The 13,905-nt window shown below is 68.7% G+C and carries 11 protein-coding genes and 1 tRNA gene; 4 read left to right on the top strand and 8 right to left on the bottom strand.

The genetic code is table 11. From position 1 onward, the window contains the following. Window positions 1-549 precede the first annotated feature (549 nt). Window positions 550-1,944, top strand: coding sequence for an ATP-binding protein (locus MODMU_RS01670; protein ID WP_014738414.1), 1,395 nt, complete (start codon window positions 550-552; stop codon window positions 1,942-1,944). A gap of 411 nt (window positions 1,945-2,355) precedes the next feature. Here the strand turns inward: MODMU_RS01670 and MODMU_RS01680 are convergent, their stop codons facing one another. Both MODMU_RS01680 and MODMU_RS01685 read right to left on the bottom strand, forming a co-directional pair. Then, on the bottom strand, window positions 2,356-4,443 hold the full coding sequence (locus tag MODMU_RS01680) for a serine/threonine-protein kinase (protein ID WP_014738415.1): 2,088 nt from the start codon (window positions 4,441-4,443) through the stop codon (window positions 2,356-2,358). A 142-nt stretch (window positions 4,444-4,585) separates the two neighbouring features. Next, window positions 4,586-5,566, bottom strand: a complete 981-nt coding sequence (locus tag MODMU_RS01685; RefSeq protein WP_347343752.1) for a phosphorothioated DNA-binding restriction endonuclease — start codon at window positions 5,564-5,566, stop codon at window positions 4,586-4,588. 107 nt (window positions 5,567-5,673) lie between these two features. On the opposite strand from MODMU_RS01685, the gene MODMU_RS01690 reads away from it, so the two are divergent. Further along, on the top strand, window positions 5,674-6,285 hold the full coding sequence (locus MODMU_RS01690) for a hypothetical protein (RefSeq protein ID WP_014738417.1): 612 nt from the start codon (window positions 5,674-5,676) through the stop codon (window positions 6,283-6,285). Window positions 6,286-6,410: 125 nt separating this feature from the next. On the opposite strand, the gene MODMU_RS01695 is transcribed toward MODMU_RS01690, so the two are convergent. From MODMU_RS01695 to MODMU_RS27470, 3 genes are all read right to left on the bottom strand, one after another. Continuing rightward, window positions 6,411-7,364: a hypothetical protein gene (locus MODMU_RS01695; RefSeq protein ID WP_014738418.1), complete on the bottom strand. Its 954-nt coding sequence runs from the start codon at window positions 7,362-7,364 to the stop codon at window positions 6,411-6,413. Between the two features lie 443 nt (window positions 7,365-7,807). After that, entirely contained in the window at window positions 7,808-8,254 is a 447-nt protein-coding gene (locus MODMU_RS01700; protein WP_014738419.1) for a hypothetical protein, read from the bottom strand. 465 nt (window positions 8,255-8,719) lie between these two features. Continuing rightward, entirely contained in the window at window positions 8,720-10,015 is a 1,296-nt protein-coding gene (locus MODMU_RS27470) for an ATP-dependent nuclease (RefSeq protein WP_166503359.1), read from the bottom strand. Window positions 10,016-10,977: 962 nt separating this feature from the next. Here MODMU_RS27470 and MODMU_RS28240 point away from each other — a divergent pair. Then, window positions 10,978-11,071, top strand: a tRNA-OTHER gene (locus MODMU_RS28240). 52 nt (window positions 11,072-11,123) lie between these two features. On the opposite strand, the gene MODMU_RS28245 is transcribed toward MODMU_RS28240, so the two are convergent. Next, a complete protein-coding gene (locus MODMU_RS28245; protein WP_166503360.1) occupies window positions 11,124-11,552 on the bottom strand; it encodes a hypothetical protein in 429 nt (142 codons plus the stop codon). A gap of 518 nt (window positions 11,553-12,070) precedes the next feature. Continuing rightward, entirely contained in the window at window positions 12,071-12,796 is a 726-nt protein-coding gene (locus MODMU_RS01715; protein WP_014738423.1) for an SDR family oxidoreductase, read from the bottom strand. Window positions 12,797-12,873: 77 nt separating this feature from the next. Between MODMU_RS01715 and MODMU_RS01720 the strand changes: the two genes are divergently transcribed. Further along, window positions 12,874-13,524 (top strand): TetR/AcrR family transcriptional regulator, encoded by a 651-nt coding sequence (locus tag MODMU_RS01720; RefSeq protein WP_014738424.1) that lies wholly within the window; start codon window positions 12,874-12,876, stop codon window positions 13,522-13,524. On the opposite strand, the gene MODMU_RS30260 is transcribed toward MODMU_RS01720, so the two are convergent. Then, window positions 13,497-13,580: an Ltp family lipoprotein gene (locus tag MODMU_RS30260; RefSeq protein ID WP_083869642.1), complete on the bottom strand. Its 84-nt coding sequence runs from the start codon at window positions 13,578-13,580 to the stop codon at window positions 13,497-13,499. The two genes, MODMU_RS01720 and MODMU_RS30260, sit on opposite strands and share 28 nt — an antisense overlap. Window positions 13,581-13,905: the final 325 nt, after the last annotated feature.

The raw sequence follows: 13,905 nt of genomic DNA on the forward strand, positions 1-13,905 counted from the left end.
CACTACGAAGGCCACGACAGAACACGGCGGGCAGCAAAAGGTCGAGCCTCGCCGGTGACGCCCGCGAGCACCCCGCCTCGGTGACGGAGCCCGTCTATTACCGCAGATGCAAGAGGTGTGTCGGCAACCGTGCTCTTGTCGGTAGCGGCTTCTGCCAGCCAGCGTCACTCGCCCAATCGCCCGCGACGGGGTGCCTCGATGCGGGTGGGACCTATCGCCAACGGTTCGGAATTCAGCGCGCAGCGCTCGCGGTCATGACCGGTGTCTAGCGTGGCCAGCAGGTCCACGACCCCGGTTCCACCCGCCCGATGTGAAATCCGGCGAGAGTGTCGTGTCGTCCGGGAAACGACACGTCGAGCCCCGTCCAACAACCGACATGGCCGTCCGGAGCGCGACACTCCACGGCGGGCCGCGTGCTGCCCGCAGTCGGTCGGCATGCCACCCGGGAGCGGCCGCGTCGTCGGCCACGGCGGGGCTGCCCTGGTCGGGCGAGGCCGGCACCGCTGCGGCGCCCGCGGTGCCGGGTGGGTGGCTTCCTAGACTCGCCGGGTGACCGTGCGCCTGCCGAGCCGCTACGAGGACCTCGACCCCGCGTTCCGGGGGCGGCTGCGCCCCAACCGCCCGCTGCTCGAACTGGTCCAGCGGGCCCACCGGGCCATGAGCATCTCGGGGGGAATCCGGTTCCTGCCGATCTACGGGAGGAGTGGCACTGGGAAGAGCTCCGCCGCCCGGGAGTTGGCGACGCACCTTCCCGAGGCGAAGGTCGTCGAGCTGTCGCGCGCGGCGATTATCTCCGAGGCGACGCTTCTCCAGGAGATCCGCACGGCCATTGGCCGCCGGAACCAGCCCAGCCTCCTCATCGCGGTCGTCGACCAGTACGAGGAGCGCGTGGCCGAATCGTCATCGGTGCCGACCCAGTTCGTGGAGCGGCTGAGCCTGCTGGACCGCGGGGAGCTCCGTCAGACCCCGGTCCTCTTCCTGTGGCTCACCACGAGCCGGGACTTCCAGCAGGATCTCGCGGCAGCAACCAGCCGCAACGAGCGCATTCTGCTGGCCGGCGACTTCGAGCTGATGGGTCCCGAACAGACCGAGTGGGCCGAAATCGTCGAGGAGACGTTCGCGTTCCACAACCAGGAGCAGCCGCTCGCCGACTTCGAGGTGCTCCGCACCAACATCGACGAGGTCGCGGACGTCGCCCCGACCCTGGGCGCGACGATCGAGGCCGTCGGGGAACTGCTCGGCCATCAAGCGTCGTCCCTCCAGGATCTGTCTCAGTACCAGGTCGTCATGCTGTGGCCGGTCACGGACGGGCACCGCATCACCAGGGTGTCCGCGTTCACCAATGCCCGCGACGGCTACAAGCTGGACTGGAACGCCTTCTACCGAGAGCTCAACGAGGAGGACCGGCGGACCCTCCCGCTGTCGGAGCTGAACCGGGCACGGCTGTACTTCGACGTCCGGCTCGTGCCCATCGCGGCGGCCGACCTGCACCCGCTGTGCCGCAAGCTCGACGACCCCGACTTCGTCCCCAGCCCGTCGTACCTGGACCGATTCGAGAAATCGCACTTTTTCTCCATCGTGAACGAGACCTGGAACCCGGCGACCTTCGCGCCGATGCGCGAGCGCGACTCCGACCGGGCCACGAAGGCCCGGGAGTGGTACGAGGGCGGCATCACCGACCAGCCCACTGCCCTGGGGCGGCGGATCGCCAAGTGCCTCACCGCTCTGGGCCTCAACGCCGACCACGAGCGCACCATCAAGTCACCCCACGCCACCGTGCGCGCCGACATCGCGGTCGACCGCAAGGAGAGCCAGCAGACCACGTGCATCGTGGAGCTCAAGGTGTTCTCGACTGAGGGGACCCGGCCGTCCTCGATCAAGGACGCGATTCGGACCACCCTGAAGCGCCACGCGCAGTTCGCGGGGTTCCTCGGGCGGCAGTGACCCGCGTCGCTCGATGGCACTCGGGGCCGGCAGGCGGACGGTCCGGCCCCGGGAAGCCACCCCATCAGAGGACGAGGGGCGGCTGCCGTGGCCGCTACCGTTTGGCCGTGCCGTACCCGCCGCACAAGGAACACCCGCCCGTGGCGGTCTTTGCAGGCATGGCCTCGCCTCGGACCGACCCCGGAGTGCAGTCCCAGGTCGAGCGGTTCGTCATCGAGGAGTACGCCGCCGGCAGGAGCTTGCGTGAGCTGGCGGAGCTCACCGACCGGTCGTTCTCCGCGATGGCAACATCCTCGACAAGCACGGGGTCCGGCGTCGTTCTGCCAAGCCCCGCGCCTCCGCGTGGGGCCGGCCACCGCGCCCAGCATCCACGTGCCGGGGCGCTCCGGTGGCTCGACCACCACCGGGGGCTCAGGCTCGACGCCAGGAGCCCGCGGGGTCGCTCTCCGGAATGAATGACGGCCGGAACAGCTTGCCCTTCACCGCCGCGCCGAACCAGCCGATCCAGCGGTCCCCGAACTCGTCGGTCTCTCCGGGGACCAGTTCGGTGAACGGCCACGCCACCTGCGTGGACGCTAGGACGTCGGACAAAGCGCCTTCCGCTTTTTCAGGCCACAGTGCGAACGGCTCCTGGGGGCCGCCACCGTGCTGAGACATGAAGGCGGTTTCGAACCAGCCGTACTGGCCCTCTCGCTGCGCGTCGCAGTACCACAATGAATGGCTGCGCCCCTCCCAGTCGGCGTGGGTGGGATGGACAACGACCTTGACCGTCGCGTGCGCGATGACGTCGAACGGCCACCGTGGGGCGAGGTCTGGAACGGGCCACGCCGTCGACAGCTCCAAAGCCGCGCCGTCGAGGATGACGAGCCAACCCCCGTCATCTAGGTGATAGACGGCGACGCCCGGCGCTGCCTCAAGGACGGTGGACAGCAGAGTCGTCGACACGCGCGCCCAGGTTCGGCTGGCTGCCGCAGCGAGTCCCGGCCGGCGCTTCTGCTTCGTCATGTTGGTGATGTCCTGCGCCGTCACCACCGCCGCGGCTGCCACCTCCCGTTCGCAGTGCTGCCGGTAGGCGTCGACGAGCGCCGAGAACCCCGGTGCCGTCTTCGGTGTGGCTGCATGCTCAAGGCGCTGGAGCAGGCTCACCGGTGTCGGGCGGGCTTTCGGCTGCTTCGCCAGACAGTCCTGGACGATCGCGTCGAGCTGAGGCGAGACGCCCCCGAGATGCGGCGGCGCCTGGGTCAGGTGCTGCTCCTGAAAGTCGTGAAGGCCCGGGCCGGGGAATGGCCGGTGCCCGGCCAGCAGCTCGAAGGCCATCACACCGACGGCGTAGACGTCGGCCGCCGACGTTGCACGGTCCAGCCGCCACTGCTCGGGCGCGGCGTACTCCTTCGACAGGGAGAACATCCGGGTGTGGGTGGCTGTGGATGCGTCGCTGTAGCGGGAGATGCCGAAGTCGGCTAGGCACCAGGTGCCGTCGAGCAGCATGACATTCTCGGGCTTGATGTCGCGATGCACTACCTGGCCCTCGAGGTCGGTCAGCGCGGTGACCACGTCAATCAGCACCGCCAGGGCTTCCCCGACGGACAGGCCGCCGCCGGCCGCGAACAGGCGCTCGCGAAGCGTCGCGTCCGCCATCGGCATGACCAGGACGTAGTCGTCGCCGAGCTCGCCGTCGTCGAGCACTGGGACGACGTTCCGGAAGCCCTCTTGCCGGGCGAACAGCAGTTCCCGTTCTGCCCCCGGCTCCTTCGGCACGAACTTCACGGCCACGGCAGTCCCGTCGTCGCCCACGGCGACGAACACCTTCCCGAAGCCACCCTCGCCCAGCTGCTCGCCGAGCCGCCAGCGGCGGTTCAGCTGGATGATGTTCTCTGCTGGCGCTGCCTGGCGGGTGTCTCGGGAGGCAGGGGCCCGCTCCTTGCGTCGCCCCCAGTACTCCGCCAGGTCATGGACACCCGCGTAAGGCCGCGCCCGGCGGTCCACGCGGAGCTGCCAAGAGTCCTCCGACAGGCTGTTGCTGCCGGTCCAGGGTTCGCTGACCAGCAGGAGGCCGGACCGCCGGGCGACGTCCCGTGCTCGGGACGGGTCGATGCCCAGTTCCCTGGCCACGTCGGCGAAGGTGAGCAACGGGTCGGCCTCGGCCGGGTCCAGGTCCCGTTCGGCGGCCGCTGCGAGCCGAGCTGCCGCCACGACGACGTCGATCGCCGGACCACTTCCAGAGCAGGACGCGGCTCCGGCGAGGGTTAGCGTCAACTCCCCGTCATCCCGGGGCGGCGCCCCACCCTCGGGCCGCCCGCCGCGCAGCAGCTCCGTCGACGTGCGACTCATGACGGTGGCGATGTCCAGGTGGTGCTGGTGGAACAGAACCCGGTCCACGCGCTCGTAGGTGGGCCAGTGGCCGCCCATGGCGAGCATGTCCCACACCGTCTGGAGCAGAAGCGCGACCTCTAGGTCCGGCGGCACGAGCAGCCCAGGCACTTCCTCGGCCGTGCTCATGACGTCCCCCTCGTGACATGCCCGGTCGTCCTCGCGTCAGGAAACCCGACGGCGCACGCCGCCCTCCCGCTCCTGTGACGCGATGCCGCCGGTCAGCATGACACCGCACGCAGGTTGCCCCCGTCCCGACGCGTTGCGGCCCTTACGCGGAGAGCCGAGCCGGCTCGCGGAAGACCTGTTCGGTGTGCCAGCCCCGGTGGGTGTCGGCCACCGTGGGGTGCCCGGCCTGCGGCGACAGCAGGGGCGCCCCGGCCAGGGACAGCACCTGCGCCTGGGCGGCCCGCGCCCGGCCGACGAACAACTGGGACACCATGACGGTGCCATCGTCGGCCAGCCCGACTACGCCGCGGTCGAACAGCCGGTGGTGCAGCGTGCACAGCCCGAGCGCGTTGTCGATGGAGTCGGGTCCGCCGATGGCCCGCCAGTGCACGTGGGCGGCATCCAGCCCGATGACCTCCCCGCCGAGCCAGTCGTCGAAGCCGCACGTGGCGCAGCGGCCCTCGTACGCGACGAGAACGGCGGCACAGAACGCGGTGTCACGGCGGCGGCCGGCCTCGGCGACCGCGGCCTCGACGGGTTCGAGGGCGAGTCCGCACCGGGCCAGCAGGTCCTCGTGGAGGGACGCCGGGAAGTTTGCATCGAGTAGGGCGCGGACGGCGGCCGCGAGCAGGGTGGGGTCGGCGGGCAGCGCCGCCTCGAACGCGGGTTCTAGCTGGCCGACCGCACCGGCGGATCGGAGGCGGCCGACAGCGGTGCCCAGCGGGCGTGCGTCCGCGCCGGTGGCGTCCGTCATGGCCCACAGCCCGTCGTTGGTCAGGTGGGGGAACGGGAACTCGGGGTGGTGACTTGCCACGGCTCGGGCCGAAGTCGCGGAGCAGCTGGCGGACGGGCTCCTCCAGCTCGGTGAATGCGACCGGCCCGGGGCGACCGGCCTGAAGCCGGCGAGCATCCACAGCAGCAGAAGGGGCTTGTGCGGGGCGCGCTGCCCGTCCCTGCTCCAGCGACGCAGCTTCTGCACGCGGGCCAGCCACTGTTCCTGCACGCCCCCATCCTGACCTCCCCGACGTCCCAAGCTGCTGTGCAGATCCGCGTCGCCACGGGGCGTGTCCCCAACCCGGGGCATGGCGGGAGGTCCGGCGCGCTAGCGTGCCAGGAGGATGGGATCAAGAAGGCGACCCTCGTGGTGGGCGCGACCACGGGGCACCCATGAGGCTGAGGTAGGAACAGGCCGTGAGCGCAGCGGAGGCGACCGCGCAGTCCCTCATCGACGTCTGGGCTGGTGAGGTCCGGCGCCTCGTGCCCGAGGTTCGGGCCCTACATCAGCAGTACGACCTGGACCTCCAGAGGGTGAAGGACGACGTCCGAAGGCTGAACGAGGGGCAGGGCGGGGACTGGAGTCTCGGCGAGCACTACACCTACGCCACTTGGCGGCGGTTCTGGGCTGCACAGCATCACCTCGTGTGGGCCGCGCACCAACTGGAGCGCTGGGTGCGGCGTCTGGCTCGCGAGCGGGGCACCCTCGAACCTGAGCCCGACCCCCTGCTCGCTGCCCTGCGCAACGCTCTCGAACATCTCGACGAGGCGGAGCTCGATGGGTACCTCCTCGCCTCAGCCGGGAACGACCCGCGACGCAACCGGTCGCTGCGGAGCCTGCCCGATGCACGGCTGCCCATCGGGATGACGACGGACCCCCGCCAGCTGTTCGACCTTCTCGACACCGACGAGGTCGAGCGTCGGGCCCTTGGCGTTGTGACCACCGCGGACCGGTTGGCGGCGGAAGTGCAGGCGTGGGCGCAGGAACGGAGGTCCCGCGGTGAGATGTCACCGGTCGCGGACGACTAACGGTGAGCGGTTTCGCTCTGCGCCCGAGCAGTCCAACTCGGCGGAGGCGCGCCGAGAACTGAGCTCGCCAGCGCACAGCCCCGACGTCCGCGCGGACGTCGGGGCTGCCGTGCTGACCAGCTAATTCAGGCGGCGCAACACCGCCGCGGGCACGGGTAGGTCTCGGGCAGCAGCGCCGGCACGAGCTCCAGGCTGGTCTGAGGCCAACGGTGCGTCGCCGTGTACGAGCTCACCATCCAGGTTCTTGCGGCGAACTCCCGCAGCTTCTCGGAGGACGCCTCTGGGAGCTGCAAGCGGGCGGCTCGCGTCGCCCAGGAGTGCAGCAGACGGGGGTGCTCCGCCGTGGCCCAGCGCCATGGCCAAACCAAGTCCGCGGTCGCGTGGTACTTGCCGAGGAGGCCGCCGCGGGGCGCGTGAACCGGGACGAAGAGTCCACGCACATGGGGGTGGATGCGCCGGACCCGGGCGTCGGTGCCGCAGCTGTTCCATGGCGCCGGCACCGGCACAGCTGAGGCCGCCGCGGAGCCGTATCCGATCTGCACCAGCTGCGGAACCACGTGCGAGATGGCGTCCGGGCAGTCCCGGGTAGGGGTCTCCTTGAACCTCAGTCGGCCGCCGTCCGCGGTGCGGAAGGAGCAGGTGCAGCGGGACCCGCTATGGGCGCCGATGACCAGCTCGCCGGCGGCCTCGGCGGCGACGAAGGCGTTCGCCTGACGTTGAGCCTCGCCCAGCTGCGGGTCGGTGAGGGCGCTGAGGCGGCCCGACTGACCAGGGGAGCCCGGGCCCTTGAGCTCACCCGCACTCAGGTCGAGCAGCCCGTCGGGTGTTTCCTCGGCGAGGTGGACGTCGAGCCCCGTGGTCAGCGACGGAGTTTGAAGGACCACGAGCGGCCGGGTGAGCACCCGCGTGGCGTAGTGGTGGGCGATCCATCCGCCGGCCAGTTCCAGCCAGGCGCTTTGGGCGACGGGCCCGAAGTCGGGATCGGTGAGGATGGCGACGATCGAGTCGGCGAGGTCGGCTTCCGCCGGCCTGCGCAGCAGGTCATCGTCGGCCGGGCGGATGTACGGAGTGGCGTGCACGGGTCTCCTCGGAGCTCGGATGCCCGGCGCGCGCGGGTGCGCTCGCCGGGTGTGCGAGCTCCGCCCCGGTCAGAGCGTCCGCCGTGTGCGCAGCGAACCCGGAGGTTGCCATGCCAAGGCCCCAGCAGGTTGGGGCGGGCGGTCGCTGAATGCCAGGGGCCAGCACCAGTCGACGCCAGCATGGTATCACCAAGATCGATCTCACGGCGGTGCGCGCGGCGGCTGCCGCGGTGGCGGCCCCGGCGTCCTGACACTGACCCATCCTGGCGAAGCGTTATGGACATGACGCCCCATAACGGGACCCTCCATGGATGTGCCCGAGTTCAGCGGGCTGGTCACGCCGGGGTGGAGGTCCGTCGAGGCGGGTGCTCTTCCAGCCAGCGGCGCTCCACGGTCGTACCGGGGCGCAAAGCTCCGTACTGCAGCGTCATCTGCGGCGGCTCTTAGGTGTCACCTGCCCATGGCCGCGGCAGGCGCGGCAGGCGCGGCAGGCGCGTGCGCGGGTCCATCTCCGGGGCCGGCGGCACGTGGTCGGGGTGCCAGAACACGTGCTGTTCGGCGGCCTCCCACAGCAGTCCGAAGAGGGCCATGCCGAAGCCGCCGTCGAACTTGGCACGGTGGTCCGCCAGCGTCCTCGGGTCCGGCTGCGACCCAGGCGTGGGCATGATCAGGAACCGGTGCGCGTCTAGCGGCACCAGCACGTCCCAGTGGGCGACCGACAGCAGCTGGTCGTCGTGGTCCTGGCCGTTCATCACCACGACGGGGACGTCGGACGTCGGCAGGCACGCGTCGCTGAACCCGATGCCCCACGGCGTGCTGCCGACGATGGCGGCCAGCGGCGCGAGGTGCTCGGTGATGAGCAGCAAGAACCCGGGGTTCTTGCTGCTCATGGGTGCGCTCCTCGTAGGCAACGCAGGGTTGCTGATCCGTGATCTCTACACCGAGGAACCCGACACGCTAGGCGTCGTGCTGAGAATTGCAACGGTGGTCTGCTGGCTCGTCCTTCTGGTGGCAAGCGTGATCGGCCGGTATCGGCAGCATCGCCAAACAGCCGAACGTGGTCACACCTCGCCGGTCGATAGAACTCAGACCTCCTCCCTGCATCACCTCTGTGGCCGCGCTGGGCAATCGACAGCGGTGTCCTCAAGCGGTCCACTCAAATACACGGCAGGTGGAGGTATGGCCCACGTACCGCGGAGCGCAGAACCTCGAGGCGACGAACACTCGGCAGCCTGACCCGCCGGAAATTTTGGCGGCTTCAACGAGGGTCATGAAAGGCTTGAGCGATCATGCTTGCGGTTGGCTCGCGTCGCGTCTCAAGCGAGTTGAATTCGCTCAGCGGATCGTGTGAGGGGTCACTGCTTTGTGGCGATGAATGCCACTACGTCAGACAGGAGTTGCTCTGCCTCTGGACTAGAGGTGTAGAGACTTTCCTCGAAGACCTGACGCAGCCACGTCTGCTTATTTCCTCCCACCTCAGGGTGGAAGCGCTCCAGCTCCCCGATGGGAAGGATGAAGAGACCCACAGACTTAGCAGCGGCAAGTATGGCGTTGAAGGCATCGACTGGATTGCCGCTTGGAAGCGCGCCTACTCCGTTTTTCTTAGCGAGTTCCCATCCGCTGCGACTCCTCAGCAGGTCTCGAACTTCTCGAACCTCCGACGGGGACATTGAGGGTTCGGTGCTGGCGTCGATGCGTTCGATGATGCGGTAACGAGTGAAGGCGCGATCCGGTTTCGTCGCTTGGGCGCTGAGCGCACTCTCGACAGTGTTCAGAGCCGCCGACAAAGAGGTCGGATCGCCCCCTAGCACAGTGAGCAACTCTACAAACTTTGACCTATCCGCCAAAAGGTCGATATCCGCGATGATCGCCGTCGGGACCTGCGTCGACAGGAGCGCCCTCGCTGCTTTGGCGAACCGATCCTTGCCGCCGCACTGAGTGAATAGCAGATCGGGCCGCGGTACGGCTGCTTCCGCCCTCGTAAATTTGTTATCGAGGACTGCGGCGTAGTATTGACAATCACCTTCCGCTTCACACAGCACCACGCCCTTGTAGAAAATCCCGCTTAGGATGTTCGAATACCTGAGTAGCGGGTCTTCGAAGAGCCCGCGTACGGCTGCTGGTGGCAGCTGCGCTACGGCATTAACGGCCGGCTCAGGGCGTGTGAGCCGAGCGATGGTGACGTCTGTGGCAGACGCCGAGGCTTGAAGAACTCCTCGCAGAAAGTCGTCACTGTGGGTCGACACCAAGAGCTGCGTTCTCTGCTTGGCCAGGTCCACGAATACCTCGCCGAGGAGCCTAGCTTGGGGAGGGTGGAGGAAGGCTTCGGGTTCGTCGATCAGCACAATGTCGTACTGGCCTGCCATCAACGTTAGAACCATGCCCAGGAACGCCTGGACCCCGTGCCCCTGCTGCGCCACAAGCGGCAGGGAAGCCACCTCCGCGATGTATGGCGACGGCTGTCCGACCGCAGGTTCCGGCGTTGTTGGCCTCCCAACGTGCAGGCCGATCTGAGCTCCTCCGTGGCGATTGAGTGTCAAGTCTATGCCAAAGGCGCGCATCGCCAAGACTTGGACCCGCTCCTCGAGCGCCCGATCAGCCCACGTCTTTTGCAACGGCCCTGTCGGGACCTCTTGGTAGAGATTCGGCACCTGCGCGTGACCTAGGTGTCCCAGTCGACTCTCCGGCTGGAGCAGCATGGCTAGGTGCTGCGCCAGAAATCCCAGGTGTTGCGCCTCTGGACCGCTGGACAGGACGGCATCAATCTGAGAAAGGGGAGTTGCTCCGACTCCGCGCCCGAAAAAGTGGTCCTCGTAATATAGTCCGTCCTCATACTGACCTGCGGACCTCAATTCAGCGCTCAGGGCCAGTCTGCTATGGACCTCTTCTCGACTCGGTAGGGCAAGGTCGAGATGGTCCACAACAGGGAGGGGGCTATATTGCTGTCCCCCGGTGTGCTGAATTAGTTGCCAGGCCGATCCGAGAAGAGCCGACTTGCCAACATTGTTCGGTCCAACGATGACTGTCAGGTGGTCGCTGACATCGATATGGTCCCCGCTTCGCAGTTGTATGCACTTGATGCGAGCGGGCACATCTCCTCCAGACATATAAACATGGCGACTCGTCCACTATCGCAGGCGGCAGGGCGGCCCGCACCTGTACGTACGTTCCGGCCGCCTCTCGTCGCTCCGCGCGGTTCACTCGGGTGATCCTGCAGCCCCACACTCTGGTCACGGTGGAGCCTGTGTTGGCGGTCGACCGTGAAATTAGAGCCAGCGGCGGCAGGTCGCACCACGAGGCAGCGATCCGGCCGAACTGTATTCCCGGTTTCAACTTCCCGCGTCGTTCGTCGTTCGTCGGTCGGGTGTAAGGGCCACATGCTCGGGGCCGTAGACGTCGACTTCAGCTCGCGACTTGGCACGTCGGGTCGACGTGTCCCATAGGCCGCCTTCAGGAACAAACCGGCCTCGTCGCCAGGCCAACGCCAGATCGCCTCGCAGGCTGTCGACTCCCGGCTGCTTGACCGTGCCCGCTACGTGCCCGTACGGCGGGCACGAAACGGCCAATCGGAGTCACCAGCGGTGAACCGACCAGGCAGCTGACCAGCGGATATGCGGAAAGGGACTGCTCAGCGAGCACGGCAGAGAGAACTTAAAAACCGCTATGGGGTCAAACCCATCGTGGGTTCGAATCCCACGCCCTCCGCTCTGAGCAGCGGTTTCGTCGTTGTTCGACCGGGCGTCGGGCTCCTGAGGGGGCTCAGCGCCCTCGTCGTGCCCGCTGCGTGCCCGTACGGTTCGCGTTCGTGCCCGCCGCGAGGCGGCCCAGCCGGGCGGCGACCTCGGCGTCGCGTCGCTCGGCGGCGTGCTGATAGATCATTGCCGCCCGCGACGACGAATGGCCGGCCCGGCGCATCACCTCGACGTCCTTGTCGCAATGGAACCGAGCAGGACGGCGGAGGTCATCACCCAGCTGGAGCGCCTGCAGGCAGACCTGAAGGCGGACCTCTTGGCGGTACAGCCCGACGACCTCGGTGCGCGGCGGGCGAGGGTCGCGCTGAGCGTGCTTCGCGGCGTGAGTCAGCCCACTCAAATCCGGGGAGTTGTCCGGGAAGTGCAGACGGAGGTGTCCGCCGAAGAGCGCCGCCTGGTGCGCGCCTTGCGGGCCGTCGACTTCGAGCTGCGTCACCTCCGTTCGCCTGAGTGGAAACGAGCGGTGTCCCGCCTGCCGCGGGTGGTGGGTCTGCCGAGAGCGTCGAAGTTGCTGGACCCGTACTGAGCGGCTCCGCAGCCGGCCTCCACCCGTGATCGCAGAGCGCGCCCTGACACTGCAGCGCGTCCTGGTCGTCGGGGTCGTCCCGATTGACGAGCCGGGCGCTGCGTCCGGCAAACCGCTATGTCCTCGCCCGAGGAGGGCAGAATCGACGGACGGCCTACTGCCCGGACGGGTCGACTCCGAACTGGGCGTACGAGCTCTGCTGGTCAGGCATCGTTCACTCATCGAAAACGTACTGAGACGGGCCCATCCACTCAACGTTGACCAACATGATCTGTCCTGGTCAACGGGCCTTTCCGCAAACTGTCGACGTTGATCAATCAGGTCAAGATCAAATCGCGGGTTGTGGGTTCGATCCCCACGGGGCGCACGCCGGCTCCGGGCGGCCGGACCGGGGCCCCTCCCTCCGGCCGCCCGACTGCTGCGCCGGGTCAGGCGACGAAGCCGGCCAGCACCTCGTCGAACCAGGGGTAGAGCTCCTCGGCGGGTGTGCTCAGCCGGGACTTGAGGTTGCGGGTCGGCTCGTCGGCCAGCACCTCGAGCGCACCGGCGAGCATCCCGTCGTAGGCCTGGGTGACGACGCTGACGGCGCTCACCTTCGGCACGTTCCACTTCTGCGACATCGGGGTGTCGACCATCCCGACCAGCAGGCCGGTGACCTGGGTGCCCTGCCCGCGCAGCTGGACTCGCAGCGCGTTGGTCGCCGACCACATCGCCGCCTTGGACGCGGCGTAGCCGGTCGGCACGCTCAGCCAGCTCGCTGCCGACAGGACGTTGAGCAGGTTGCCACCGCCGTTGGCCGCCAGCGCCGGGGCGAAGGCGTTCGCGACCCGGATCGCACCGAAGAAGTTGGTCTCGAAGACGCGGCGCAGCTCGTCCTCCGGCCCGGCGATGGAGTCGCCCTCGGGGGCGATGCCGGCGTTGTTGACCACCAGGTCGACGTCGGACGCAGCGGTGACGGCCCGGACGACGGCGTCGGGGTCGGTGACGTCCAGGGCGAGGGGGCTGACCCGGCTGTCGGTCCAGGTCCGCGGCGTACGGGCGGCGGCGTGGACGCGACGGGCGCCGCGGTCGAGCGCCTGCTGCACGAACTCCTCGCCGAGTCCGCCGTTCGCGCCGGTCACGAGCACGGTGCGGCCATCGAGTGACGCATTCATCTAGACTCCTCGCTCAAGTGGGGACTGTCCCCAGCTAGAGCATGTGGGGACTGTCCCCAGTTCGTCAAGGAGGCGACGTGACCACTGTTGGGGGCGTCGCGGCCAAGCGCCCGCTGCGCGCCGACGCGCAGCGCAACCGGGACGCCGTCCTCCGGGCCGCGCGGGAGACGTTCGAGACCGAGGGCGTGCTCGCCTCGCTCGACGGCATTGCGCTGAAGGCCGGCGTCGGCAACGCGACGCTGTACCGGAACTTCCCTACCCGCGACGACCTGCTCGCCGCCGTTCTGGAGTCCAACGTGGTCGACGCGCTGGCCGCCGCCGACGAGCTGTCCCGCTCCCTGTCGCCGCGGGACGCCCTCGCCGAGTGGCTGGTGCACCTGACCTGGCAGCTGCGCATCTGGCACGACCTGCCCTACTGCATCTCCGTCGTCACCACCGACCCCGACTCACCCCTGAGCTCGGCGCGGAACCCGCTGCTCGTCCGCACCGAGGTGCTCCTGGAGGCCGCCCGGTCCGCGGGCGATGTGCGGGACGACGTCACCGCCGACGAGCTGCTCGAGCTGGCCACCGCGCTGTCCTGGGGCGTCGACCGCTACCGCGACGACGAGCCCACCGCGCGCCGCCGGGTGGCCATCGCGACCGCCGGCGTCTTCACCTGGCCACCCGGCAGGCGGTTCCGCGGAACCGCCTGCCGGGTGTCTCAGAGGCCGGCCTGGTCCACTCCGTAGTCGGCCTGGGCCTGGGTGAACTGGTCGCCGTACTCACTGGAGAGCTGGTCGATCAACCCCGCGCACCGACAAGGGCAAGCCTGTCTGCGCGGGCGCTGCCCGGCCCGGCGTTGTGGACGACGAACTCACCCGCTGAGCGGTGTTCCTGCGGCTGTGGGCCCGAGGCTGCGGTAGCCCGATCTGGCCCGGACTCGTAGGCGCATCCGCTCGCCCTGCGTGCCCAACGGTGCCAGGACCTCGGCTGGCCGGGGCCCGAGGGACGTGAACCAGTGCGGCGTGCTGGTGTCGATCTCAGCGACCTCGCCGGCCGGGATCGAGTCGGGTGCGCAGTCGACGTCCATGACGCTGCGGTCAGGACGTCGGCGACCCTGCTCGTTCGGT

The sequence above is a fragment of the Modestobacter italicus genome (assembly GCF_000306785.1).
In the GTDB taxonomy this organism is placed as follows: Bacteria; Actinomycetota; Actinomycetes; order Mycobacteriales; family Geodermatophilaceae; genus Modestobacter; species Modestobacter italicus.

Bases quoted from the DNA above. Each gene is read 5' to 3' on its own strand.
- MODMU_RS01700 (WP_014738419.1), bottom strand. From the start codon at position 8,254: ATGAGCAGCAAGAACCCCGGGTTCTTGCTGCTCATCACCGAGCACCTC.
- MODMU_RS01685 (WP_347343752.1), bottom strand. From the start codon at position 5,566: ATGCCCCGGGTTGGGGACACGCCCCGTGGCGACGCGGATCTGCACAGC.
- MODMU_RS01680 (WP_014738415.1), bottom strand. From the start codon at position 4,443: ATGAGCACGGCCGAGGAAGTGCCTGGGCTGCTCGTGCCGCCGGACCTA.
- MODMU_RS01715 (WP_014738423.1), bottom strand. From the start codon at position 12,796: ATGAATGCGTCACTCGATGGCCGCACCGTGCTCGTGACCGGCGCGAAC.